The sequence below is a fragment of the Psychroflexus torquis ATCC 700755 genome, assembly GCF_000153485.2.
Classification (GTDB): Bacteria; Bacteroidota; Bacteroidia; order Flavobacteriales; family Flavobacteriaceae; genus Psychroflexus; species Psychroflexus torquis.
This window is the reverse complement of the sequence record NC_018721.1, coordinates 3,018,489-3,044,616: the sequence shown is the minus strand read 5'-3', so window position 1 is coordinate 3,044,616 and position 26,128 is coordinate 3,018,489. Positions and strand designations below refer to the sequence as shown.

Sequence of the window (26,128 nt, the reverse complement as noted above, 5' to 3'; positions counted from 1 at the left end):
CCCTAACTTTGTAAAATGATTAAAATTATAGTATTCTTGCTTCTGACCTCCTCTTTACTCTTTGGGCAACAAACTGAAAAGGTTGACTTTCTAGAACTAAATGCTACAGTGACTATCGATACCCTCAATTTTGAAGTAAAGGGACAGGTAGAAGTCAGTTTTAAGATCCTAAAAGATATCGATTCTGTTTATTTAGACGCCGTCGATATGCGCATTAAACCTTCAGAATCAAATACTCTTAAGATTGTTACTACAGACGATAAAATTTGGATGACCAGTAATTTTAAAAAAGATAAAAGCTATTCGGCTACTTTTTCATATGAATGCGAACCTAAACAAGCGCTTTACTTTGTGGGTTTCAATTCAACTTTGAAAGCTTATCCCTCTCAAGTCTGGACCCAAGGACAAGGCAAATACACTTCCCACTGGTTGCCAAGTCTTGATGATATGAATGATAAAGTGATCTTTAGTATTACTTACGAAGCTCCTGAAAATTATGAAGTGATTGCTAATGGCAACCTAAACAAGACAAGGTCTAGATTGAACCATAAATCTTGGCACTATGAAATGCAAAAACTGATGAGTAGCTACTTAGTAGGTTTTGTGATGGGAGACTTCAGGCGAACGTCTGCAAAAAGTAAAAAAGGTATTCCACTTCAAATCTATCTTGAAACCAGACATCTGGACAAAATGGATTACACTTATAAAGACCATGTCGAAATCTTTAATAGTCTAGAAAACAAAATCAATATAAATTATCCTTGGCAAAATTTTAAACAAGTCCCTGTCCGAGATTTTTTGTACGCTGGTATGGAGAATACAACCCTCAATACCTTTTCTGAAGAATTTGTCGTTGATAGTATTGGAGCAAATGACAGGAGTTTTGTAAATGTACAGGCGCACGAATTGGCTCACCAGTGGTTTGGCAATTTAGTGACCGAAACTTCATCTAAACACCATTGGCTTCACGAAGGCTTTGCCACCTATTATGCTTTGGAGGTAGAAAAGGAAGTATTTGGGGAGGAGTATTATTATTTTAAACTTTTTAAAACCGCAGAAGAACTTAAAGCTAAAAGTGATTCTGGAAAAGGACAAGTACTCGTAAGCGTTGGGGGAAGCTCTTTAACTTACTACGAAAAAGGGGCTTGGGCGCTTATTATTCTAAAAAATACTGTTGGGGAGGCTGTGTTTCAAAAAGCTATTGAAAGTTATTTAAATAAATATGCTTACAAGAACGTCACCACGGAAGATTTTATGACTGAGGTTGAGTTTCATTACGGTCGACCTCTCACTAATTTTAAAGAGCGATGGCTTAACCAAAAAGCATTTCAGTCTAAAGAAACCTTAATGCTTTTAAAAAAGCAGAAGTTTATTCAAAACTACTTAAAACTGGCTGCTTTTAGAGAAACCCGGCTGAATCTTAAAACAGATAGAATTAGTGATGCTCTTGATTTCCCCGTAAATGATTACTTAGGACAAGAAGCTGTACATCAGCTTAATGGTGGAGACTTTGACCTCTCGATTCCACTCTATAAGAAGGCCTTTAAAACCAATAATTTATATGTAAGGCAAGCCATTGCAAATTCTTTAACCTCTATTCCCTCAGAACTTAAAGCAGACTACGAAAGCCTGCTTAAGGATGATTCTTATGCTACTGTGGAAAAAGCATTATTCAACCTCTGGAGAGCCTTCCCTGAAGATAGACATACCTATTTGGAGGCCACGAAAGCTTCTGTTGGTTTTCAAAATAAAAATATAAAACTCCTTTGGCTTACTCTCAACTTAGCTACACCAGATTATCAGCCTGATAAAAAGCTTTCTGTTTATGGTGAGTTAAGCGAGCATACTCAAGCAGGCTATCCGTACCAAGTGAGAGAGAATGCTTTTGGATATTTATACCAAATTGATACCTTCTCAAAAGAAAATTATAAGGATTTAATGGAAGGCGTTTTTCATCCTGTGTGGCAATTCAAAAAATTTTGCAGAGAACTTATGGATACCTTGATGAACTCTGAAAAACATTCTAAAGTCCTTAATAAACTAGCTCAAAATTTTAGTATCCGAGAAAAGACCTTTTTCAATAATCGATATTAAAACAATTGCCGGATTTCATTTTTTAAAAAAGCAATACCTGTATCACTTGGTGAAGATCTTTCGAATAACTCTGTTAACACTACTTCTCTTAATTTTTGAGCAGAGGTGATTTTATCACTCATAGCTGTTTTTCGGAGTAATGAAATCGTCGAATTTTTGGAAGCCTTAATAGCATCCCAACATTTTTGACTTACATAAACTTGCTGAACCAAATTATGCTCAAACTCTTGTTCTATTGATGATATAAGTAAGGTTTCATAATCGTATTTATTTTCTCCAACAGGTTTTATCCGAGAAAGCAATTGGCCGGGTGAAATGCGTTCAAGAAACAAGACCAGTCGTTCAAAAGCTTGTAATCTTAGGGGTAAGACTTCACTCCTATTCTCTTTTCTAAGCTCCATATAGTGCATTTCCTTTTGATGATCTACAAAGGTTTTAAAGAAATAAAAGGCTATCAACCCTACTATTATCGATGGTATTAAATAAGATAAATAGCCTAAAAGTTCTGAAGCTGACTGCATTGCTTAATTTTGATTCAAATATAGATATTATGATCAACTTTAGCTTTTTAGACTATAAATTAAAAACTGGAAGACTTAAAGATTGGGTGTAAATTGATTAATTTTGAACGAATAACCACATGACTTAAAATTAGAATCTTGCAAGATTATATTAAACAACTTAATGAAGCTCAACGCGAAGCTGTTTTACAGAAGGACGGACCAATGATTGTGATCGCGGGAGCAGGTTCTGGCAAAACAAGAGTGTTAACCTATAGAATTGCTTATTTGATGAGTGAGGGTGTAGACTCTTTCAATATCCTTGCCTTAACATTTACCAACAAGGCAGCTAAGGAGATGAAGAATAGAATATCTAAAATTGTTGGAGCAGAAGCCAAAAATTTATGGATGGGAACTTTTCACTCCGTATTTGCTAAAATATTGAGGTTTGAAGGGGGTAAACTCGGTTTTCCTTCCAACTTTACGATATACGATTCCAACGATTCCCAACAATTGATTAGATCTATTATTAAAGAAAAAAATCTTGATAAGGACATCTATAAATACAAACAAATCTTATCGAGAATCTCTTCTTTTAAAAACAGTTTGATCACGGTAAATGCCTATTTAAAAAACCCTGAATTACAAGAAGCAGATGCAATGGCTAAGCGACCTAGACTAGGAGAAATCTATCAAGAATATGTGGATCGTTGTTTCAAGTCTGGAGCTATGGATTTTGATGATTTATTGTTGAGAACCAATGAGCTTCTCACTCGGTTTCCCGAGGTATTGGCTAAGTACCAACAAAAATTTAAATACATCTTAGTAGACGAGTATCAAGATACGAATCACTCTCAATATCTAATCGTAAGAGCTTTAAGTGATAGGTATCAAAATATATGTGTGGTGGGAGACGATGCACAAAGTATCTATGGCTTCCGTGGAGCCAACATCAATAATATTTTAAATTTCCAAAAAGATTATAGCGATGTAAAATCTTTTAGACTAGAGCAAAACTATAGGTCTACTAAAAACATCGTTGATGCTGCCAATTCCATTATTGAAAAAAACAAAACCAAGCTCGACAAAGTGGTATGGACGGAAAACCTTGAGGGTTCTAAAATTCATGTAAATCGGCTGGTGAATGATGCTGAAGAAGGCCGGTTTGTTGCCAACTCTGTTACAGAGAAGTGCATGCAAGAAGGTGCCAAAAATGGAGAATTTGCTGTATTGTACCGTACAAATGCCCAGAGTAGATCTATTGAGGATGCCCTAAGACGCAAGGATATCCCCTACCGTATTTATGGCGGTCTATCCTTTTATCAAAGAAAAGAAGTCAAAGATATTATAGCTTATTTAAGGTTGATTGTAAATCCAAAAGATGAGGAAGCTCTAAAAAGGGTTATTAACAATCCCTCAAGAGGCATAGGTCAGACTACGATTGACAAACTGATACTGGCGGCCAATCATTATAAAAGGACAATTTTTGAAATTATCGAAAATATAAATAAACTCGACTTAAGTATTAATAAAGGCACTAAGACAAAATTGGTGAACTTTGTTAATATGATCAAGAGTTTTAAAGTTCAGAATGACTCCTTGAATGCTTTTCAAATTACAGAAATTGTATCCAAAAAGACAGGACTTCTCCAGGAGTTTAAAAAAGATGGCACCCCAGAAGGAATTGCTAGAATAGAGAATATTGAAGAGCTACTTAATGGTATTAGCGATTTTGTAGAAGGCCAAAAAGAACTGGTGGATGCTAAGGGATCGCTTACAGAATTTTTGGAAGATATCGCTTTAGCGACATCATTAGACAAAGAAACAGCCGATGAAGATCGCGTTGCTTTGATGACGATTCACTTGGCCAAAGGACTTGAGTTTCCTTACGTCTTCATAGTAGGCCTTGAGGAAGATTTATTCCCTTCTGCTATGAGCCTGAGTACTAGATCTGAACTTGAAGAAGAGCGACGATTGTTTTATGTAGCCTTGACTAGAGCAGAAAAAGAAGCTTACCTTACCTATGTTGTTTCAAGATACCGCTGGGGGAAATTGATTGATGCTGAACCAAGTCGGTTTATCGAAGAAATCGATGAGAAGTATCTAGACTATATGATTCCAAAAGACGATTATAGATACAAACCTCTTATCGACAAAGATATATTTGACGAAGTAGATAAATCCAAGTTAAGGCAAACTAAACCAGAAAACGGGACCCCTCCTCCAAGTCATAAACCAACCGAACAGCAACTAAAACGACTTAGAAAGATTAAACCAGAAGGAGACTCTACTCCTACCCAAAAAGCAAAACCTATACAGTTGGATGTGGGTCAAATGGTAGAGCATACTCGATTTGGTAAAGGAGAGGTCCTAAATGTGGAAGGAGCGGGGATGGATAAGAAAGCAGAGATTAAGTTTGAAAATGGAGGTGTGAAAAATCTAATTCTGAAATTTGCAAAATTGAAAATACTCTCTTAGATGCTCTCGGTCTCAAACCTTATTATTGCTTTACTCTCTATATTTAGTATACTACTTCTCTCTGTAAGCTATTTTATTCCACAAGATTCTGAAATTAATAAGCTTATTAATTACTATGATTTTGGTTTGTGTGCAGTCTTCTTATACGATTTTATCAGTCAATTGAGGAAACGAAAAAAGAGGTGGCGCTATTTCTTCACTTACGGGTGGTTAGACCTGTTATCATCTATTCCCGTTGTTTCAGAATTTAGATATATAAGGGTATTGAGGATCTTTAGGATCTTTAGGATTATGAAATCCTTTCATCTCCTTTATAAATTTGTAATAACTCATAAAAAAGCAAGTCTATACGGTTTCATTGTTTTTGTTTCTACTGTTATCTTGGTTTTAAGCTCTACATTGGTCTTATACTTTGAAAAAGATGTAGGTAATATTAAAACTGCTGAAGATGCTCTGTGGTGGAGTTATATCACAATAACTACTGTTGGGTATGGTGATTATTATCCTGTCACCGATCTTGGAAAACTAACGGCAAGTATCTTGATTTTGAATGGTATTGCCATCTTCGGCGCTATCGTATCCTATATAACAGATAGAGTGAATACCATCAAGAGGAAATCATCTCTTGATTAATTTTTTTGTAAATTTAATTTTGTATTTAATATTTTAAGACCATGGCAGAACTCATAAGAATTTACGAAGAAAATCCTTCAGAAAAAGAATTAAAACGCATCGTTAAGATTTTAAAAAAAGGTGGCTTAGTGATCTATCCTACAGATACTGTTTACGGGCTTGGTTGTGACATCAATAATACAAAAGCACTTGAAAAAATAGCGAGGATAAAGGGGATTAAACTCGAAAAGGCAAACTTTTCATTTGTGTGCCAGGATTTGAGCAATCTATCTGAATATGTTGCACAATTGGACTCGACAACCTTCAAAATATTAAAACGGAACTTGCCTGGTCCCTATACTTTTATCCTTCCTGGAAATAACAAATTGCCTTCTGTCTTCAAGAAAAAGAAAACGGTTGGTATAAGAGTTCCTAATAATAAAATTGTCCAACTTTTGGTCCAACATCTAGGAAACCCAATAATTTCTACTTCCATAAGGGATGAAGATGATGTTATAGAATACACAACTGATCCAGAGCTTATTGCAGAAAAATGGGGTAAACTGGTCGACGTTGTCATCGATGGGGGCTTTGGGGACAATGTTGCCTCTACAGTATTTGATTTAACAGAAACCGAACCAAAGCTCATTAGACAGGGTAAAGGGTCAGCAGATATTTAAAACAAATTGATTAAAAACAAAAAGCGGGACATCTTGAGATGCCCCGCTTTTTGTTTTAAAGCTTATATTTTATTATAGGGTCGGTTTATCTACAAAAGGTCTTTCGTCTCTATTAGCGATTTCCCAAGCCGTAAAAAATACAAGTCTAGCTCTTTTTTCTAAAAGGTCATATTCTATTTTTTCTGGAGTATCCGTTGGTTGATGGTAGTCTTCGTGAACACCGTTAAAATAAAAGATGATCGGAATATCAAATTTAGCAAAGTTGTAGTGATCACTTCTGTAATAGAAACGGTTTGGATCGTTCTCATCGTTATAGGTATAATCTAAATTTAGATTGGTGTAAGTAGAGTTAGCCTTTTCAGAAATTTCATGTAAGTCTGTGCTTAATTTATCACTTCCTATAAGGTAGACATAGTTAGGATCGTCTTGATGGGCTTCATCAATCCTCCCAATCATATCAATATTAAGGTTGGCAACAGTATTTTCTAGAGGATAAATTGGATTTTCAGAATAGTACTTAGACCCCAACAGGCCTTTTTCTTCTGCTGTCACATGAAGAAATACAATTGAACGCTTAGGTCTATACCCTTCGGAGACTGCTTTTTGAAAAGCTTCAGCAATTTCCATGATGGCTACAGTTCCAGAACCATCGTCATCTGCTCCATTATAAATTTCCCCATCTTTCATCCCTACGTGATCATAATGTGAAGTAATCACAAGATATTCTTCTGGTAATACGCTTCCTTTAATAATAGAAATTACATTCTCACTAGCTTTATACTTGTCATTAAAATAGGCTGAAGGAATGGTTTGGAAATAAGAGTCTTCCTCTTCAAAAGAGCCTCCTTGAATATTTAAACTAGTATAATAATCCTTTAGGTACTCGGCAGCTTTCTTTTGACCGGGCTCACCTGTGTCCCTTCCTTGAAATTCATCTGAACTAAAGGTATACAGGTAATCACTCAATTCTGAAGATGTGATGGTTTTTGAAAATTGATTTGGATCAACTTCAGTCACATCTTTCATTTGTGTTTTACATCCTACTAAGCTTATCGCTAAGAATAATGGTAATATTATTTTTCTCATGGGTTCATTGTTTAGCGCTAAAATAAGAGTTTAATGCTTTTATACCTAATTAAACCTATAATGTCGCAATAAATCGTTTTACCGAAACGAATTCGGCACAGGCTTCTTTCGCCTGCCTTTTATCAAAAATAATTACAGTAACTGAGGCTATCCTAATTATTTTTTACTTCAATCCATCAAAAAACCAGTGCTGAGCTACGTCGTAGTATAATTCAATTTATCTATACAACATTATAAATTTAATTTGGTACTGGATATACTTCAAAATCAAAAAAAATACAGAATTCTACTTTTGAAATGTCGAAGAGAAAAAATATCATAATTCCAGTTAGAATAGTTTTGATAAATCAAAAAGCTTACTATATTTGCAATTGCTAAAGAAATCCTGAAAAGAAATCCTGAAAAGAAATCCTGAAAAGGAATTTAGATAAATGGCAACCCCGATAGTAATCGGGATGTTGAATTCTTTAGACCATTGGAGAAATGGCAGCCCCGATAGTAATCGGGATGTCGAATGCTCTAAACAAACGGAGAAATGGCAGAGCGGTCGAATGCGGCAGTCTTGAAAACTGTTGAGGGTCACACCTCCGGGGGTTCGAATCCCTCTTTCTCCGCCATACTAGGTTTCAAACGAAACTTAATTAACCACAAAACCCTTTAAAGTCAGTCTTTAAAGGGTTTTTTCTTTTTTCGATAACTTCAAAAGGCACATAGTATATCAAAGTTTAGTAACCCTATTAGTTACCCTATTTTAATTTAGGTTCGATTCCCTAAAAAGGGGTAACTAGAATAAAAGAATTCGCTCCGAATTCGCTGTGAAAATAGGGGTTTCAAGATGTTTTTAAATCAGTTTAGCATGAATTTAAAAACACAAAAAAATGTTACAAATTATCTTTTTTATTAAATCTGATAAGACCAAAAAGAATGGCGAATGTCCGCTCTATGCAAAAATCCAATATCAGCAGCAGACGATAACTATGAGTGCTAAACAAAGTATCTCATCAAAACGCTGGAACTTTACCAATAATCTTAGAAACTGATTTTATTAAAATCAATCTTAAAATTACATAACTTTAAAATTAAACCGAAACTTCTATTTCACCCTTTAATTGAGAAGGATTTAAGCCTTCGATCTTTTTAAAGCTACTACAAAAATATTCGTAGGAATTAAAACCACTTTTATAAGCAATCTCCTTTAGGCTAAATCTTCCTTTCTGAATCATGATTTTTGCTTGCCTAATTCTTTCTTTTAAGATGTATTCAACAGGAGTGGCCCCCGTTGCCTTTTTAAATAGTTTAAAAAAAGTAGTCTGCCCTATACCTGCTAACTTTGTCAATTCTTCGATGGTTATTTTCTGACTTATATTTAGACTTATGTAGTTGATAACTCTACGAATACAATCATCTTCAATACTTTTTTTAAAGTTATGCTTGAGGAGAGCCATTCCTTCTGTGCTAAATAATCGGTAAATTATTTCTTTAACCACTAGTTCATCAATCAAAGGTTTACAGTCAGCGTTATCATTAAGTTGAATATCATAAAGCCTTTTAAAGGCATTTATTAATAAATGATCATTTGATAAAAAATGATGTTTAGCTTCTACCTTGCTAAGATTTTGAAGTAACTTTTCAGTTCCTTCAGCGTATAATATATCTTCATAAACTCTCTTCAGAAAAGAAGGGTTTAATTCTAAGACAAGACATTGGGTTGGGTTTGTAAATGATGCATTGGGGATTGAAACTTGATTAATTTTCTCTTTTTCAGGAATAAAAAATGTGCCTGGAAAAAACTCAAACTTCAAATTTTCACTTTCAATTGTTTTATGTCCTGAAAGCATCAATGTCATCACATACTGTTTGAAGTGAAATTGAATATCCTTACATGAACAATTAGTTTCAAATAAAGACAGCCTCCCATGCTTAAGTGGGTAGTGAGTTGCCCTTTCTATAAACTTGTCTTGCATGATTTAAAATATTTCACAGATTCATTATTAATAATTCTAAAATAGACATAAAATATGATATTCTAAGTTTGAGCGTAATAAAATTAAGCATTAATGAAATATACTGTAAATAATTTCAGATATCCTTCAATAGATTGCTAGTAATTAATAAGGATAAAATTTACACCTATGAAAAATTATGCTTTTACTATAAATGGGAAATCCATCTCAACAGAAAAAACCTTTGATGTAAAAAATCCCGCCACGGGAGATTTAATTGGCTCAGCTTCCATGTCTAATAAGGACCATGTCTCTCAAGCTGTTGCTGCTGCAAAAGCGGCACAACCCTCTTGGGCTGCAAAATCTGATGAAGAACGAAAATCCACTGTGAATAAGGTAGCAGATATTCTAGCGGAGAATACCGCCTATTTGGCCAAATGGATCACAGAAGAACAAGGTAAGCCCATGGCTGGACCGGGCTCCATGTTTGAAATGCAAGCTTGTGTTGGGTGGACGCAAGTCCCTGCTTCATTAGACTTGCCTGTAGAAGCGATTTTTGAGGATGATACAAGAAAAGATGAATTACATCGTAAACCCGTAGGTGTTATTGGAGCAATTGCTCCATGGAACTGGCCTTTGATGATTGCTATTTGGCAAATCATTCCTGCTATTAGGGCGGGTAATACAGTTGTTTTAAAACCGTCTGAATACACGACTATTGGAACTTTGGAAATGGTAAGACTTATTAATACTGTTTTACCTCCAGGAGTTCTAAATACGGTGTCTGGAGGCGGAGACATAGGTGCAAGTTTGGTAGAACATAAAGATGTTGATAAGATTATGTTTACTGGAAGTGCTTCTACTGCACGAAGAATCATAGAAAGCTCAAAAGGTAATATGGCTAGGTTAACCCTTGAGTGTGGTGGAAATGACGCAGCTATAATACTCCCAGGCACTGATATGAAGTCTAAAGCAGAAGATTTATTTTGGGGAGCTTTTATCAATATGGGGCAAACCTGTGCCTGTGCAAAACGATTATACGTTCATGAAAATGATTATGATGCTGTAGTTGAGGTTCTTAGTGATTTAGCTTCAAAAATGCCTATGGGCAATGGAATGGAAGACGGTATTGTTTTGGGCCCAATTCAAAATAAAATGCAATTTGACAAAGTAAATGACCTCGTTAAGGATGCTAAGTCTAAGGGTGCCGAAGTTATTTGTGGTGGAAGTCCACTGGGTGGTCCAGGCTACTTTTATCCAATAACACTTTTAGGAAATGTAGATAACGGACACAGAATTGTTGATGAGGAGCAGTTTGGCCCAGTACTTCCAATAATTAAATATAAAATAGTTGAAGAAGCAATTCAAAAAGCTAATGATACTAAAACGGGCTTAGGAGGTTCTGTTTGGGGAGATGATTTGGACCAAGCGGCCAAAGTAGCTTCAAAAATACAAGCAGGAACTGTATGGATAAATCAACATGGTGCTATACATCCCATGGTTCCCTTCGGTGGAATTAAGGATTCAGGTTACGGGGTAGAATTTGGTATTGAAGGCCTAAAAGCTGTTACACGTCCTCAGGTTATTAGCATAAAGAAGCCTGTTCTAGTTTAAAAAAAATAGTAGTTGTCTAACTCTAAAAAAAATAAAAATGAATTTTGATTACATCATTATTGGCGCTGGTTCCGCAGGTTGCGTGATAGCAAATCGACTCACTGCAGATCCAAAAACGAAAGTTCTATTATTAGAATCTGGAAGTCCTGATAAGGATCCAAATATTCATGCTCCATCAGGATGGCCAGCTACATGGCAAACTGAAAGCGATTGGGCATATATGACGATCCCTCAAAAAAATGCTGGTAATACCCCGAGATACTGGCCAAGAGGTAAGACCTTAGGAGGAAGTAGCAGTATAAACGGTATGATCTATATTAGAGGTCATCATACCGACTATGATAATTGGGCCTATCAAGGTTGCCAAGGTTGGGATTATGAAAGTGTACTTCCTTATTTCAAAAAGTCAGAAAGATTTGAAGATGGTGCTGATGATTTTCACGGAGATCAAGGTCCTCTGCACGTGACCTCTATAAAAAAACCAAATCCGATCTCTTATGTAGCTATTGAAGCCTGTAAAGAAATGGGATTACCAACTACAGATGACTTCAGCAAAGAAATTTGGGGAGCTGGTATGAATCATATCACGGTAACTCCTGAAGGTGAGCGTTGTTCTACTGCTAAAGCCTTTTTAGTGCCTATACTAGATAGAGAAAACCTAACTATCATCACAAATGCAAATGCTCAAAAGCTAAATTTTGAAGGAAAGAAATGCACAGGTGTTACTTATAAAAAAGATGAAAAACTAAGTATAGCAAATGCCTCTAAAGAAGTCATTCTTTCTGCTGGGACCATCGGTTCACCCCAGCTATTGATGCTATCTGGGATTGGAAATTCAGATCATTTAAAAGAGTATGATATAGATTGCATAGCAGATATACCAGGTGTAGGGCAAAACTTGCATGATCACTTATTGGTAAGTGTCATATTTGAAGCAAAACAACAAATCCCTCCTCCACAAGCCAATTTACTTGAAGCTCAACTTTTCTGGAAGAGTAGAGAACATATGTTAGTCCCCGATTTACAGCCGCTTTTTATGGGCCTACCCTATTACAGTCCAGGATTTGAAGGACCTGAAAACGCGTTTACACTTTGCGCTGGATTAATCAGACCTGTGAGCCGTGGAGAGGTTAAATTAAATTCAAACAATCCAGAGGACACCCCTTATCTTGATCCAAATTATCTAGGTGAAAAAGCAGATTATGATGCGCTTTACGAAGCTGTAAAACTATGTCAGAAATTAGGATACACAGACGCTATGAAAGAGTGGACTAAAGAAGAGGTTTTCCCTGGTAAAAATGCTTCAGAAAAAGAAATTGAAGAGTATATAAGAAATTCTTGCGGAACTTACCACCATATGGTAGGAACTTGCAAAATGGGGATAGATAGCATGTCTGTGGTTGATCCTGAATTAAAAGTACACGGTATTTCAGGGCTAAGAGTTGCCGATGCCTCCATCATGCCTTCTGTGACTTCTGGTAACACCAATGCTCCCACAATTATGATTGGAGAAAAGGCAGCAGATATGATTATTGAAAACAGTTAAGTCCAATAAGCTCTATCTTTCAGCAATTACTTATGGCCAAATTTTAAATTTATAATTATTTCAAAATGTATAATTCAGAAATTGAAAATATGCCTTTAGAAAAACTTCGAGACTTACAAAATGCTCGTCTTTCTTCTATGGTTAAACGTTTGTATAGCGATGTCCCTTTTTATAAAAATCAATTTGATAATATAGGTCTGAGTCATAATGATATCAAATCAGTTGATGACTTATATTTAATACCATTCACTAAGAAAGCAGACTTAAGAGCTAACTATCCCTTCAAAATGTTCGCAAAACCCATGGATCAGATACGTCGGATTCATGCCTCAAGTGGAACAACTGGTAAATCTACTGTGGTAGGCTATACTCAGAACGATTTAGATATTTTCGACGAAGTCACTGCACGATCGCTGTATTGTGGTGGAGCTAGGAAAGGGATGAAATTGCATAATGCTTATGGATACGGGCTGTTTACGGGAGGACTTGGAATTCACGGAGGAGCAACTAAATTAGGTATGGCAGTAATCCCTGTTTCTGGAGGAATAACTGAAAGACAATTGACAATTTTACAAGATTTTAAACCTGAAGTGATCTGCTGCACCCCCTCTTATGCCCAAACTTTATCGGATGAGCTTATAAAAAATGGGATTAACCCAAAAGATCTAGCTTTAAAATATGCTGTTCTAGGAGCTGAACCTTGGACTGAGGTTATTCGGAATCAGGTTGAAGATGGGCTAGACGTCAAAGCAACTAATATTTATGGTTTAAGTGAAATTATAGGTCCTGGTGTTTCTCAGGAGGATGTGGAAGAAAGAGGAACAGGTTGTTACATCTGGGAAGATCATTTTTATCCCGAAGTAGTCGATAGAGATACGGGAGTCCCGCTCCCTTATGGTGAAGAGGGCGTATTAGTGATTACCACATTAACCAAAGAAGCCTTTCCTTTATTACGCTATTGGACAAACGATATTTGCTCTATCAATTATGATAAAAATGCAAAACGCACTCACATTAAAATGTCAGCTATTAAAGGAAGATCTGATGATATGCTTATCATAAGAGGAGTGAATTTATTCCATACTCAAGTTGAAGAAGTGATTTATCAGATCGAAGGACTTAGTCCAAATTACAGATTGGTAGTGGATAAAAAAGGAGCTATGGATTGTGTTACTCTTGAAGTAGAGACTGCTCCAGGTATGGAAAAAGACAATCTTGATTTTATAAAAGCCATAGGGATGAAAATGAAAAATACCATTGGTATTACGATGGATATAGACTTAAAACCACACCTTTCAATTCCAAGAAGTCAAGGTGGAAAACTCAGTAGAATTTTAGATAAAAGAAGCTCTGTCTATTGAAAGATTTGGGCGGGAGGTATACTTATTTAGGCTTGATCTAACACTCCAAGATCTTAGTTATTTCTGCTTCTCAAAGACTGTTTTGTGAAACGGCTGGTTAGAATATTTGTATGATTTGAGGTTTGGTTATTTTAAATTTTTCTAAAGTTTTGAATCTTCTCCTTAAAATTTGATTATTGATAATTTTATAGCAGTTGTTATTAAATAACTGCTTCTTCTAATTAGCACAAATAAAATTTGTACAACAGATTGGCATGATTAATTGTTTTCTTTATATCTGATAGATCTTCCCACGCCAATGGTTCTTTTTTAATTCTATACTACTCAATTAATATATTTACTCAACTCTTTATTTATTTCATCACCACCAGTTATAATAGAGCCTATATAATCTGCAGCACACATATCGTTTAAAAGGTTCATATGTCTTTCCTTTGTTTTGTTAGGCATATTTAAATCCCAAGCTATCGAGGATGCTCTAATACTTCCTTATTTATCAATTACTTTAAGTCTCTCAATCAAAGGCTTCTTTATTCCCTCACTAAATTTAAATGAAAAGAAGAAATCTGGAAGAGAAACTATCTCATTTAAGAAGATAAGTATGCTGTTTATTATTGAGTATTCAATCCAATATAATTGGTTTTAAATTTTCGTAAATAAATTTGAGTGGTAAAAATTATGCAAGAGCTGAGACAATGTCTATTTCACTTTCTAAGCTAAAAAAGTCTCTATCATTAGTAATAAGTTTCAATGATTTACGCTTACAAATTTCAGCAATGTAAGCATCATTGAAATCTATAATTTTAAACTTTTCCAAAATTAAATTTAAATCAACTGCATTAAAGTCATCAGGAATACGTTGAACACAAGGCAATTTAGTGATTTTAAGAACTAGGGTTGTTATTAATTCAACTTGATCTGCATAAACAGAAGTCCTAACAAAATCATCTTTAAATCTCCTTCCTACATTTTCACTTTTTGACTTCCATTCTTTGAAGCTTTTTTGAAGAAGAACATTAGAAAATTCAGAAATAATATTTGAAGTCAAAAAAACAGAGCAATCTCTATCAATAAAAGTTTTTAGTACTTTAGAATACTTTGCCTGTTCTCTTCTTTGGAAGTTTGCTATATCTCCATAAAGCAAAAGCCAAACATTGGTATCTAAAAAGTAAGATTGTGTTACTTTAGGTGTAAAGTCATCAATATTAATCTTTGCCATATAACGCTTCATCAGATTTACTATCAGATATCTCTCTTTGAGCAAAATATTCTTTTGCTCGACTTGTTACAATCTTGAAAAGAATTTTATCATCATCTGCAACATGGATTAGATGCAAATAAGGCTTTATTTCAACTGTAGTAAATTTAGAATATAACTGTCCTATAGCTGCATTTAGAAAAGCTGTGGTCATAACATGGATACCCTCAAAATCTAAATCAACTTTTAGCTTATCAGAAAGTGACCTCTCTAACAAATCAAATATCTTTTGTCCATCTTCAGTAGCTACTGCAAAACTGCCAGATATAGTGTCAGAAACTTTTATGTAATTCATAGGTTTTTAAAGTATTGCAAAATTAAAAAATATTATCTAAATCTACTACTTCATCAATTATAAGATACGTATTATTATCGGATAAATCAAACTCCAAATTAGCAATTGTTCCATTAAAGCTAAAATTGAGGTCTTCTTTAGTTATTCGACCTTCACGCAATTCCCAATAACCATTTGAAGATACTATTTGAATTTTGCCCCTATTTACATTTATAAAATCAAAAATTAATCCAAGCCCTAAACCTCCAGGTATATTACCTTCTTTAGTCGTATTACCAGTTTTCATGGCCCAATCAATACAAGCTGATGGAGGCAATGTCTTTTTTAAATAGTGATGGACATTATTAACAATAGTATGACCTGTATCAACAATAGTAATGTGCAGCTTTTTCTTATTTGGATAGAACTGGCCACAAGTATGAATGTGTTTGCATTTACCATGTGTACGAGCATTTTCAAATAACTCATATATATTTTCCTTTATTTTATCTCCCAATCGCTTGCTATGTCTTGGGAATTCAGAATTGTTCATAAGTTCTCTTTGAATGAAATCATTATATTCATGAGACTGCTTTTCTTTGAATTTTTTATAGGTAATCTGAGTACTACCGTATCTATTGTGATTCAATTCCACACCATAATATGGAAAAAACCCATTTCGACTTAAAATGTCATTTTTATTATGGAAAATTTCGCAATCAATCAATTTAACTTTGTTCTTTCTGTTCTCTAAATCTTCTATCACAGCGCCAACTATAGCCGTTAAATTAGCTTCCAGCCACGTTACATTTTTGAAACTCAATTGAATTGTTTTATTATGATAACCAGCAAGATCGTTTTGTAATCTCAACAGTGACTCATAACCACTTACGGATGAAGTTACTTTAAAAGGAATGTAAAATTTTAATTCCATAGTTTTCCATTTTTAGTAAAACTAATTCTCAGCCTAAGGGCTATACCTTTCTGTTTTTAAGCTCACTTTAAGCACCTTCTATGAATTGTTTTTCCTTTAAGCATGAGGTATTGAATTGAATATAATTCATATTCGATTTTCTTGATCCTCAATAACTCAATCTACTTCTTCGGACTAGGCGGTGCTGGTCTCGGCGGATTTGCTGGTCTCCCTGGTTGTAATGGAATGCTTCTAACTTGTCTACCTGGTGGTGGTGGCGGTGGCGATGGCGGTTTTTGATTGCTCATAATTTGATTAAAATTGATACAGTTAATAATAATAGAATACCTAAAGAAATAACAAGAAACTGTCGCGTACGGTAATGATATTTTAATCGCTTATCATTAATTTCTTGATTATGAGTTGAATAATCTACATAGTATCCAACTAAATCATCTATGAAAGCTTTCTCTTTACTTATATGTATTTTGTTACGTTTCTTTTTATCGCTGTATTCTTGTTCTTCATAAAATTCTTTGTAATACTCCTCTAGCTCAATTTCCCTATTCTGTAATTCTGATGCAAATGGCAGATAATTGTATTTTCCTAACATATTTAAATACGTTTTTGAGAGATAGAACATAGCTATAATTAAGCTTATGATAAACAAAATCATTAATGTAGTGATTATGTAATTTAGTATTCCTAAACCGAAAAAAGCATTTTTAAAATCTATTTTTTCAATCAGAAAAAAGCTTCCTGCTACCATTAATGTAAATAAAGTCACTGGAAACCCTATCGAACTATCTATACCATCCTTTCGCTGAAACTCATGGTAATAGAGTTCTTTATAAAAATTATATTTATTAATCATAATACAGTTTTAATTTTCCCCTCAAAAACTTCCCGCAAACAGCTCTTCATCAATAACTCACTTTGCTCCTGACTATGTCGCACTTCTTGCTCTAACCCATCGCACAACTCCATTAAAGCGTTTACTTTCTCAACAATGGCTTTTTGCTCTTCTAGTGGTGCAATTGGAAAAGTAAAATCTTTTATCTCACCTAAATATAAACAAGGCTGGGCACCACCTCGTTTCTTCGATTCAATGATATCCTTTAATAATGGAGAATTCATTACCCATCTTAAATAATCTGGTTCTAATCCTTGATTCTTTACCATTGCAACACTTCTAACTAAAGCAAATGATATATTTTTGGTTACCATTGAAACCCTTCCAATAGTTCCCCCGACCGAAACAATCAGTAAATCTCCAATTTCGGGGTTACACCTTTTAATCGATTTTTGATAATGTATTTCGCTTATATAATCACAGTTTTCATAATTAATAAACCCGTCTCTTACATTCTTGGCTGAAAGTAATTTTCTACCTGATGCAATTCTCGGAGGTGTTTGATGTTCGCCATCTGTAATCTGCTTACTGGCATCTCCCAACCTACACCAAACCCACCCAACAGGCAATTCATAAGGAATCTCATCTTCAGTAATCGCTGGCAATACTTTTTCTTTCTTTATCTTTTTATCCTTAACAAGCTGTGCTTTCTCTTCTTGTATGCGTTTTAAGAGTTCACTTGCATGATGAGATCCTTCGGCAAGCTCAGGATGGCAAGTGCGCCAGTCTGCTGTTAACTTCCCTTGAACAGCCAATTGCAATACCGTTTCTCGTAATTTTTTAATGTTAGTAGTTTCATTAAAGAAAGGTTTAAAATGGGCTTGTAAATAAGTCCAGTTTTCTTTAGTGGTATTGGTACTCAGTTGGTTCAATACAGAAGTTACAAAATCTTCTTTTAAAGCAATACGTTCCGAAGTTAATTGCTCTAATTGTTCTATTTCTTTAAATAGGATTTCTACAACTTTTACGATTTCCTTTTGTTCTTCGAGTGGTGGAATTGGAATCGGTAAAGATTCCCATTTACCTTTATTGATTATTGGTGTGGCCGAGCCAGATGATTTATCTAACACGTTAGATTGAAAAAAAGGTGATTGACAAACTGCTTTGATATAAATCGTTGGTATTAATATTGGAGTAATAGTATTTATTTGCTGATTACAACTAACATCAATCTCATTTATGTTGCATTTACCAATACTTCCTCCAATGCAAACCATCATCAAAGAATCTTCAGGAATTAATCTTCCAACAGAAATTCCTAATTCTGAGAGACCTTCAGTTGGATACCTCATCAATTTATTAGAAATATCTCCAGGCCCTATAAATGGAATATAATTACCATAATTTTCAGGATTCTTTTTTGGAGGAGTACTTCCTGTTTGCGTAAACCCAGAGTCTCTAACTCTACTCCAGATCCAACCATTAGGTAGATCGTAGGCTTGTTCATCTTTACTAATTTCTAATAAGGGCTTTTCCTTATTAATTTTCTTATCCTTAACAAGTTCCGCCTTTTCTTTCTGTATGCGCTTCATTAAAACAGAAGCAGGCTCAACTTCTGGGTTTTCTTCCCTCCAATTAGCCGTCAATTTACCTTGAATGGCCAATTGCAAAATCAAGCCTTTTAATTCTTGAGCATTTTTAGGCTGGACCGTAAGTTCTTTAAAGTGTTGTAGTAGTTGCATAGCGTGTTTAAGATTCCTGCTTTCGCAGGAATTGGGTTACTTTAGAGCTTCGGTTAATACGTTTATAATCTTATCTTGTATCGTGGAAATTTTTTGTTCTGTAGCGGTATATTTCTCTAACAATACTTCTGGACTTGCCAAGGTATCTACTTCTTGGTGTGGATTTTTAATGTCCAGATTATAACCTCTTTTCTTAATCTCTTCAATAGAAACTTTCCATGCATTTTTAGAGAATTTTTCATCTTCACGATTGTTCCACCAGGCTTTTTCTACATCAAATTCTTTAATATGTATGGGTTTGGTTTTATTATAGCTTACGGCTCCTTTAGGATACGGATGTTCATAATACCAAACTTCTTTAGTAGGGGTTCCTTTTTCAAAAAACAACAGGTTGGTTTTAATGCCTGTGTAGGGGTTAAAAACACCATTAGGCAATCGTACAATGGTATGTAGGTTGCATTTATCTAAGAGTTCTTCTTTAAGTCGTGTTTTCATGCCTTCGCCAAACAAAGTACCGTCTGGCAATACAATCGCACAACGTCCTTTATTTTTTAAGAGTTTAATGATTAAGGCTAAAAATAAATCGGCTGTTTCTTTGGTTCTAAATTTAGCAGGGAAATTGGTTTCGGTTCCATCTTCTTCTACACCGCCAAAAGGTGGATTGGAGAGTATGATATCCAGCTTGTCTTTTGTACCCCAATCGGCATAGGGTTTACTCAATAAATTATCCCTGCGCACTACAGGCAAATCAAAACCATGCAACATTAAATTAGTGGTACACAGTAAATGCGGCAATGGTTTTTTCTCAATACCACGGATGGACTTTTGCAATACATCTCTGTCGGTAGCATCTTTTACTTGTGCTCTTACATGATCGATAGTACAGGTTAAAAAACCACCAGTACCACAAGCAGGATCTAATACACTTTCTCCCAATTGTGGATTTACCATATCTACCATAAACTGTGTGACTGCTCTAGGTGTATAATACTCACCTGAAGAACCAGCACTTTGCAGTTCTTTTAAAATGGTTTCATAGAGATCGTTAAACAAATGACTGTCTGTAGAGTTGTTAAAATCGATTTCATTGATCACATTAATCACTTGACGGAAGAGTGTCCCGTTTTTCATGTAATTATAGGTGTCATCAAAAACGGCACGTATAATTCTTGCTTGAGGGCTAATCGTAATATCTAAATTTTTTAAGGCTGGAAACAAATCGGTTTCTATAAAGTCCATTAAGGCATCACCTGTTAAGCCTTCATCGTCTGCCGCCCAATTTTGCCATTTTAAGTTTTCGGGAATAGGAGATTCATAGTTGTCTATGGTAATTTCCCATTCTTCTTCTTTGTCGGCAAATATTTTCATAAAAAGCATCCATACCATTTGTGAGATGCGTTGTGCATCTCCATCTACTCCTGTGTCCTTACGCATGATATCGCGTATTCCTTTTATGTTGATTACTATGTTACTCATTCGTTTTTTTTATGGAGGAGTTGCAAAAATGCAACACCTCTTTTTGTTATTTTATATTGTTGTTTGGAGCTTTTAGGAGTTTCAGGGATGGTCCATTCTATAAGTTGTTGTTCTAGTAATTTCCCTATAACTTTCTTTAGGTATCCTGATATGTTTTTTTGCCCCAAAGCTAGTGCTATCTCTTTGGTAGCACTTGTCTTTGTTGCTACAATTTGTAGTGTTTTTGAGAATAAAGACTCGTGCTGTAACTCGTGCTCTAACTCGTGCCTTAACTCTAGCTGTGACTCTAGCTGCGCCTGATAGTTTTTCTTAATAAAGGAGACTCTAAAGGCGATTCCAGCTTCTTTCCAGGCCAATTCTATTTCTGGATATGCGTTTAAATCGTCTGCGATTAACTGTAAACCATTTCCCCATTGTTCTATAATACCCAATCGTTTAAAAACGGGTGCCAGCACTTTGTTTCTCACGTCTGATTGTCCTGCGTCCATATCATTAAAATCTACAGTAGGCAGTAATTTCCCTGGACTTGTTATTTCTAATTTATCATCAAAAATGGCAATTTTAATATCTTTCCCGGTAAGTGAATAGTCTCTATGAATTACAGCATTTCTAATAACTTCTCTAATGGCGATTAAAGGATACTCCCAGCGGTCATTTCTATAAACCCCTTTGTAGTCCTCTGTTCCTTGTGAAATATGACGCAATACAAATTGGTAAGCCTCTTCTGGTTGTAAAGAGATACTGGTCCCTATCGTTTTTTGGTCTATAAAGGTAATTTCTGGTAAAACAATGATTGTACATTGATCGTTTACAATGTTACTTATTCGGTTTTCTATAGTATCTAGTTGGTGCTGCGGTAAACCCGTAATTTCTCTTGGGTTGTTTTTTATTCCAACAAACAATTCGCCTCCAGCATCATTAGCAAAAGAAACAATCGTTCTTGCTAACTCGGCATTTGTGGGTGGTACTTCTTTAAATTCAAGACGCCTGCCCTCAGGTTGTTGTATTTTGGTTAAAATATTCAATTATGCAATATTATATATTTCGTTTTCTAATTCTTTAATGGCTAGTTCAAAATCTTTTCGTTTTCCAAAAGCTCTAACCAACTCGACTACAGAACCCATCTGGCTCAAGGGTTGTACATTCAATATAGAACCTTGTTCTATGGACCCGATCCCTTCTTGCTCATATTTATCCAGCAAGCTATTCAATACCTTTTGTGCCGTTTCACTGTACTTGGTGAAATAATTACGCTTGCGCACATTATTAGCACGTTCCTGTCTGGTCAAGGCTGGTTGATCAAAAGCAATGTGGCATATGAGATCAAAATCGTCTAAATCTTGGCCAACCTCTTCCTTAAGTGCTTCCAACAATACGCCATGTTCTGCAAGCTCTTTGATCAATTCTTCTTTCTTCTCTGAGTCATTCCATTTTTGAATAAAATCATCCAGTGAAGCAAACTCTTTTTCAATATTTTTTCTAGAGTAATCCTTTAAAGATTCTGTAATAAGCTTACCGTCTTTTCCATAATACTGCACGCGCTCGTTAACTACAGTAACAGGAATCTGATTGATAAAATATTTTTTTACCTTTTCAGGCTGTCCATCGATGGATATATCTGGTGTTGAAGGTAGAGCTGATTCCGGATCATTTGGATTGCTTTCACCTGGCTGGGGAATGTCACCTTCATCTGGTGGCACTACTGGTTCATCTGGTTCTGGTTCATAAATTTGTACAGGATCACCATCAAAATCTGGTCTTGCAAAAATATTGGTGGCTTTTCTAAAATCCATTATCGTGAAAAACACTTTACCTTCTGCTTCTCTAATTCGTGTCCCTCTTCCTATAATTTGTTTAAACTCGGTAACAGAGTTGATATTAGATTCTAAAACAATTAATTTTACCATTTTAGTATCTATTCCTGTGGTCAACATTTTTGAAGTAGTTGCAATCACCGGAAAACGTTCTTCAACGTCTGTAAAATTATCCAACTCCTGTTTTCCAACCTCATCGTCCCCCGTAATTTTTACACAATAGTTCCAGTTTTTAGCCACTAGATCTGCATTTTCATTAACCAATGCTTGTCGCATTCTATTGGCATGATCTATATCTACACAAAAAACAATGGTTTTTGCGTAGCGATCAGTTGCTTTTAGATATTCAGTAATTTTTTTTGCTATAAGTTCAGTGCGTTCATCAATAGCTAATGTTCTATCGTAATCTTTTAAATTATAGACACGGTCTTCAACCTCATTGCCATACTTATCTCGCAAACCAGCCGTAGGCCTCCAGCCTTCGTCTACATTAGTAGTAATTCTTACCACTTTATAAGGGGCTAAAAAGCCGTCATCAATACCTTGTTTTAAAGAATAGGTGTAAACAGGTTCTCCAAAGTATTCCATATTGGAAACATCTTTGGTTTCTTTTGGTGTAGCTGTAAGTCCAATTTGTGTTGCTGAAGAAAAATAATCTAATACGGCTCGCCAAGCTGAAGCCTCAGAAGCACTTCCTCTATGGCATTCGTCAATTACGATTAAATCAAAAAATTCTGGACTAAATTCTTTGTAGGCATTTTTATCTTCATCCGTACTGGTTAAACCTTGGTACAATGCAAAATAGATTTGATAGGATTTATCAATCTTTCTGTTTTTAATAATATGCATGATGTCATTTCCAAAAGGAGAGAAATCACCATTCTTTGTTTGTGTTAGTAGCGCAGTTCTATCGGCAAGGAATAAGATGCGTTTCTTGATTCCTGTTTTCCACAAACGCCAGATGATGTTAAACGCCGTATAGGTTTTTCCAGTACCAGTTGCCATCACCAAAATAATTCGTTCTTGCTTTTTCGCAATTGCTTCTAAGGTTCTATTCACTGCATTTTGTTGATAGTACCTTGGACTCATTCCGCTATCATCCACATTATAATCTTTCTCCACGATTTCTTTCGCCTCTGGAGTTTCAATATTGGTATGCTTTAGATAGGTCTTCCACAAGGTCTCAGGAGAAGGAAAGTTATCTAAAGTGAGCTCTTCTTCTAGAATTCCATCAGTTCTTGTTTTATCATGAAAGACAAATGAATCTCCATTAGAAGTAAATACAAATGGTATTTGCAGTATCTCTGAGTATTCTAAGGCTTGTTGCATGCCATGGCCAACCGCTTTTTTATTGTCTTTAGCCTCGATAATTGCAATTGGAATGTTCGATTTATAGTACAGGATATAATCGGCTCTTTTACTTTTCCCTCTGGTGTACAATTTACCTTGAACAATAATACGTCCATCTGTAAAAGAAACTTCTTCTCTCACTTGTGTCCTCATGTTCCATCCTGCTTTTTCAATTGCAGGGTTTATAAATTTGGTGCAAATATCCCTTTCTGATAAGTTCCCTTTATTTTTGGATGGTTTTTTTTCATTCATGATTTAATGAAATTAATTCTTTTTAGTGCATTCCTAAAAGTATTAATGAAATAGGTGATTATTTAATGTAGATTGGTTGATTTTAATACAAAAAATACAAGATAAGAATAAAGACCATGGCAAGATAAAAAGCCATAAATAAATTATTTTTTTTAGCTTTATAGTATTGTTCATCAGTGATTTAATTCTTCGTATTTCCTTCATAAAAACATATTATAATTCCACTTTAGCAGACAGTATTTGTGATTTATGCACAAGAAACATTTAAAAAATAGTCTTTACACAAATCAACTTTCTTTTAGATTGGGAAAAAGTGAGTCAAATAATTGACACATTATTAAAACCTAAAGGCAAAACCAATCATAAAGTTACAGAGGATAGAACAGATGAGCAGCAAGTTAAACTTACTAAAGAGTAAGGAGATAGTGTAGATAAAGATGCAGCTTGGTTAAAGAAAGGTGGGAAATACAGGTTTGGCTAAAAACATAACGTTACAGATAATGAAGGTTTGGTTTTAGCGGTGTTAACCAAAAGGCAAGCACCAATGAAATAGCAAATTTAGAAGAGGTATTAGACAGTGCAGATTTACCAGAAGACATTCTTTTAAAAGTAGATAAAGGTTATCAATCAAAGAAAAATGCTGAGGTTTTAAAAAAACGAAATTTTAAAAATCATATTTTAAAAAAGGCCTATAAAAATAAGCCGCTAACCACTTGGGAAAAGAAATTCAATAAACTCATAGACAAAACAAGAGCATCAAGACGTGTTAACGCGGCTAAAAACGACACCAGGAATTGGGAATATAGCAGCTGTAATGTTGGTTGTCTTTACAGACGGGTTTTCGAAGTTTGAATCTGCATCACAGCGTTGTAGTTATGCAGGTATAACACCAGTGATTAGAAAAAATGGAAGCAGGGTAAATGGACGTAACCACATCAGTAAAATAGGAAATCAAAAACAGCATAATTTATTATTCATGTGTAGTTTTAAGGCTTATACACAATAAAGCCTAGATAAATAGTGTCAAAAATTAATAAAAAAAAAGTGTTGTTTTTTTTAACACAGTTCTTTGCTGGGTGCAGTTTTTAATTCCAGTTGTCTGGATTAAACTGTTCCGATTCTGTTTTTAGATTGTTATCAACTATTTCATTTATTTTTTCACCTACCTCTGTTGGCAAATCCAATAATTCATCTTGAAGCTCTTCAATTATCTGCAACTCTTTAGTTTTTCCACCACTTGTCACAGCGGAAACAGAAATTAACTTTTTCATTTCAAACCTTCTCAATGCACTCTCGTAATTGTCAGATAACGTACTATTGATTCCATTCACATCTTCCCAAGCTTTAATTTTATCTAATTCTTGACTTTCTTGCCAACCTGTGAATAATCTAAATCTAGCTGTGTCTATTATATAATGTGTTAAAATTACTTCTTCATCTTTCAATTTACCACACATTAGATCGTTAAAAAACCGAGATTTTCCAACGTATTTTTTTGGTGAATTATTACTTTTTTCAGTCAGTTTTGTTTCTTTCTTTCCTTGAAAAATTGCATCAGCGATTACTGACTTTTTTAATGTTTCATTTTTTATTTCTGTTGTTGCGGTTGTATTAAAATTTCCAATTACATCTAAAAACTCTCTTATTTTTTGATTTATTAAAACTGGATTTGTTGTCACATTATAATCAGTTCTTAATGAATCTATAAATGCAATTAATTTGTCATTATTGTTAATGTAAAATCCGATTTCTCTTGGGTCAATAGCTCCATTTTGAAATTCATAACTATCTAATTTGAAATTTGGAGTGAAAATCATAGTATGTTTATTTTCTATAACCCAAGCTGCTCCCATTTCATTTAAACAGGCGACACTTTTATAATATTCGGATGAAAGAAGATATAAAACATAAGGTTTTTCAACTATCTGATTTTTCAGCCAATCAAATATGTTTTGTCCTATTGGGATTCCATAAGCATCATTACTCGTGAAAATTATTTGGTCTCCACTAATTCCAATTCCTGTTAAAAGGTTTACAAGTGCATTTCCGTAATTAGCGTTTTTAGAGGAATGTAAAATAAATATTTTCATTAATTATTTATGTTTTGTCAAATTTCACCTAACATCCATATAAACCCTATTAAATCTTCAGTATGGGTATCTATCTATTATAAGAGGTTATTTATAATATTAACTAAACTAACACTTTTGTATACTTTATCCAAGGGATTTTTGATTCACCACTAAAAATGTTGAACTCAAGGTTTTAAACCAACGAATTGT

The 26,128-nt window shown here is 34.7% G+C and carries 22 protein-coding genes, 1 tRNA gene and 1 pseudogene; 11 read left to right on the top strand and 13 right to left on the bottom strand.

All coding sequences use genetic code 11. The features are described 5' to 3' along the window. The first annotated feature begins 15 nt into the window (after positions 1 to 15). Entirely contained in the window at positions 16 to 2,094 is a 2,079-nt protein-coding gene (locus P700755_RS13075; protein WP_015025130.1) for a M1 family metallopeptidase, read from the top strand. On the opposite strand, the gene P700755_RS13070 is transcribed toward P700755_RS13075, so the two are convergent. Further along, complete coding sequence (locus P700755_RS13070; protein ID WP_015025129.1) at positions 2,091 to 2,615, bottom strand: DUF7935 family protein; 525 nt, start codon at positions 2,613 to 2,615, stop codon at positions 2,091 to 2,093. The two genes, P700755_RS13075 and P700755_RS13070, sit on opposite strands and share 4 nt — an antisense overlap. Before the next feature lie 138 nt (positions 2,616 to 2,753). Between P700755_RS13070 and P700755_RS13065 the strand changes: the two genes are divergently transcribed. From P700755_RS13065 to P700755_RS13055, 3 genes are read left to right on the top strand one after another with little or no spacing between them, the layout of a single operon-like run. Then, positions 2,754 to 5,072, top strand: coding sequence for an ATP-dependent helicase (locus P700755_RS13065; protein ID WP_015025128.1), 2,319 nt, complete (start codon positions 2,754 to 2,756; stop codon positions 5,070 to 5,072). Beyond that, a complete protein-coding gene (locus tag P700755_RS13060; RefSeq protein ID WP_015025127.1) occupies positions 5,073 to 5,705 on the top strand; it encodes a potassium channel family protein in 633 nt (210 codons plus the stop codon). It abuts the gene before it with no gap. Between the two features lie 41 nt (positions 5,706 to 5,746). After that, positions 5,747 to 6,364, top strand: coding sequence for an L-threonylcarbamoyladenylate synthase (locus P700755_RS13055; RefSeq protein WP_015025126.1), 618 nt, complete (start codon positions 5,747 to 5,749; stop codon positions 6,362 to 6,364). Positions 6,365 to 6,436: 72 nt separating this feature from the next. Here P700755_RS13055 and P700755_RS13050 read toward each other — a convergent pair whose 3' ends face one another. Continuing rightward, on the bottom strand, positions 6,437 to 7,450 hold the full coding sequence (locus P700755_RS13050; protein WP_015025125.1) for a M28 family metallopeptidase: 1,014 nt from the start codon (positions 7,448 to 7,450) through the stop codon (positions 6,437 to 6,439). 529 nt (positions 7,451 to 7,979) lie between these two features. Between P700755_RS13050 and P700755_RS13045 the strand changes: the two genes are divergently transcribed. Next, positions 7,980 to 8,067 (top strand) — tRNA-Ser (locus P700755_RS13045). Positions 8,068 to 8,328: 261 nt separating this feature from the next. Further along, on the top strand, positions 8,329 to 8,490 hold the full coding sequence (locus P700755_RS21355; RefSeq protein ID WP_083858515.1) for a hypothetical protein: 162 nt from the start codon (positions 8,329 to 8,331) through the stop codon (positions 8,488 to 8,490). 39 nt (positions 8,491 to 8,529) lie between these two features. On the opposite strand, the gene P700755_RS13040 is transcribed toward P700755_RS21355, so the two are convergent. Further along, positions 8,530 to 9,414 carry a helix-turn-helix domain-containing protein gene (locus P700755_RS13040; protein WP_015025124.1) on the bottom strand — a complete coding sequence of 295 codons (885 nt, stop codon included), beginning with the start codon at positions 9,412 to 9,414 and terminating at the stop codon, positions 8,530 to 8,532. Between the two features lie 168 nt (positions 9,415 to 9,582). Here P700755_RS13040 and P700755_RS13035 point away from each other — a divergent pair, with 168 nt between their 5' ends. From P700755_RS13035 to P700755_RS13025, 3 genes are all read left to right on the top strand, one after another. Next, positions 9,583 to 11,007 carry an aldehyde dehydrogenase family protein gene (locus P700755_RS13035; protein ID WP_015025123.1) on the top strand — a complete coding sequence of 475 codons (1,425 nt, stop codon included), beginning with the start codon at positions 9,583 to 9,585 and terminating at the stop codon, positions 11,005 to 11,007. A gap of 37 nt (positions 11,008 to 11,044) precedes the next feature. Continuing rightward, complete coding sequence (locus P700755_RS13030; RefSeq protein ID WP_015025122.1) at positions 11,045 to 12,553, top strand: GMC family oxidoreductase; 1,509 nt, start codon at positions 11,045 to 11,047, stop codon at positions 12,551 to 12,553. Positions 12,554 to 12,618: 65 nt separating this feature from the next. Beyond that, positions 12,619 to 13,914 (top strand): phenylacetate--CoA ligase family protein, encoded by a 1,296-nt coding sequence (locus tag P700755_RS13025; RefSeq protein WP_015025121.1) that lies wholly within the window; start codon positions 12,619 to 12,621, stop codon positions 13,912 to 13,914. A gap of 324 nt (positions 13,915 to 14,238) precedes the next feature. On the opposite strand, the gene P700755_RS21025 is transcribed toward P700755_RS13025, so the two are convergent. The 9 genes from P700755_RS21025 to hsdR all read right to left on the bottom strand — a co-directional run bounded on the left by P700755_RS21025 (position 14,239) and on the right by hsdR (position 23,846). Beyond that, a complete protein-coding gene (locus P700755_RS21025) occupies positions 14,239 to 14,364 on the bottom strand; it encodes a hypothetical protein (RefSeq protein WP_015025120.1) in 126 nt (41 codons plus the stop codon). Positions 14,365 to 14,590: 226 nt separating this feature from the next. Further along, the gene (locus P700755_RS13020) at positions 14,591 to 15,133 is read right to left on the bottom strand and encodes a PIN domain-containing protein (protein WP_157609300.1); all 543 of its coding nucleotides are present in this window, start codon (positions 15,131 to 15,133) and stop codon (positions 14,591 to 14,593) included. Continuing rightward, complete coding sequence (locus P700755_RS13015; RefSeq protein ID WP_015025118.1) at positions 15,120 to 15,467, bottom strand: STAS-like domain-containing protein; 348 nt, start codon at positions 15,465 to 15,467, stop codon at positions 15,120 to 15,122. The genes P700755_RS13020 and P700755_RS13015 overlap by 14 nt, the downstream gene beginning before the upstream one ends. Before the next feature lie 22 nt (positions 15,468 to 15,489). After that, the gene (locus tag P700755_RS13010; RefSeq protein WP_015025117.1) at positions 15,490 to 16,380 is read right to left on the bottom strand and encodes a hypothetical protein; all 891 of its coding nucleotides are present in this window, start codon (positions 16,378 to 16,380) and stop codon (positions 15,490 to 15,492) included. Between the two features lie 283 nt (positions 16,381 to 16,663). Next, on the bottom strand, positions 16,664 to 17,233 hold the full coding sequence (locus P700755_RS13005) for a hypothetical protein (RefSeq protein ID WP_015025115.1): 570 nt from the start codon (positions 17,231 to 17,233) through the stop codon (positions 16,664 to 16,666). Further along, a complete protein-coding gene (locus tag P700755_RS13000; protein ID WP_015025114.1) occupies positions 17,230 to 18,954 on the bottom strand; it encodes a restriction endonuclease subunit S in 1,725 nt (574 codons plus the stop codon). The genes P700755_RS13005 and P700755_RS13000 overlap by 4 nt, the downstream gene beginning before the upstream one ends. Before the next feature lie 36 nt (positions 18,955 to 18,990). Further along, positions 18,991 to 20,430, bottom strand: coding sequence for a class I SAM-dependent DNA methyltransferase (locus P700755_RS12995; RefSeq protein ID WP_041758370.1), 1,440 nt, complete (start codon positions 20,428 to 20,430; stop codon positions 18,991 to 18,993). After that, the gene (locus P700755_RS12990) at positions 20,427 to 21,455 is read right to left on the bottom strand and encodes an ATP-binding protein (RefSeq protein ID WP_015025112.1); all 1,029 of its coding nucleotides are present in this window, start codon (positions 21,453 to 21,455) and stop codon (positions 20,427 to 20,429) included. The genes P700755_RS12995 and P700755_RS12990 overlap by 4 nt, the downstream gene beginning before the upstream one ends. Then, positions 21,456 to 23,846 (bottom strand): EcoAI/FtnUII family type I restriction enzme subunit R, encoded by a 2,391-nt coding sequence (gene hsdR / locus P700755_RS12985; RefSeq protein ID WP_015025111.1) that lies wholly within the window; start codon positions 23,844 to 23,846, stop codon positions 21,456 to 21,458. Positions 23,847 to 24,395: 549 nt separating this feature from the next. Here hsdR and P700755_RS21350 point away from each other — a divergent pair. Together P700755_RS21350 and P700755_RS19445 are read left to right on the top strand one after the other, a co-directional pair. Then, positions 24,396 to 24,698: a transposase gene (locus tag P700755_RS21350; protein WP_157609407.1), complete on the top strand. Its 303-nt coding sequence runs from the start codon at positions 24,396 to 24,398 to the stop codon at positions 24,696 to 24,698. After that, positions 24,592 to 24,840: pseudogene (locus tag P700755_RS19445) on the top strand (transposase); the annotation flags it as partial. The gene P700755_RS21350 and the pseudogene P700755_RS19445, both read left to right, overlap by 107 nt. Positions 24,841 to 24,931: 91 nt before the next feature. Here the strand turns inward: P700755_RS19445 and P700755_RS20305 are convergent. Beyond that, positions 24,932 to 25,936 carry a toll/interleukin-1 receptor domain-containing protein gene (locus P700755_RS20305; RefSeq protein WP_015025110.1) on the bottom strand — a complete coding sequence of 335 codons (1,005 nt, stop codon included), beginning with the start codon at positions 25,934 to 25,936 and terminating at the stop codon, positions 24,932 to 24,934. Between the last annotated feature and the right edge of the window lie 192 nt (positions 25,937 to 26,128).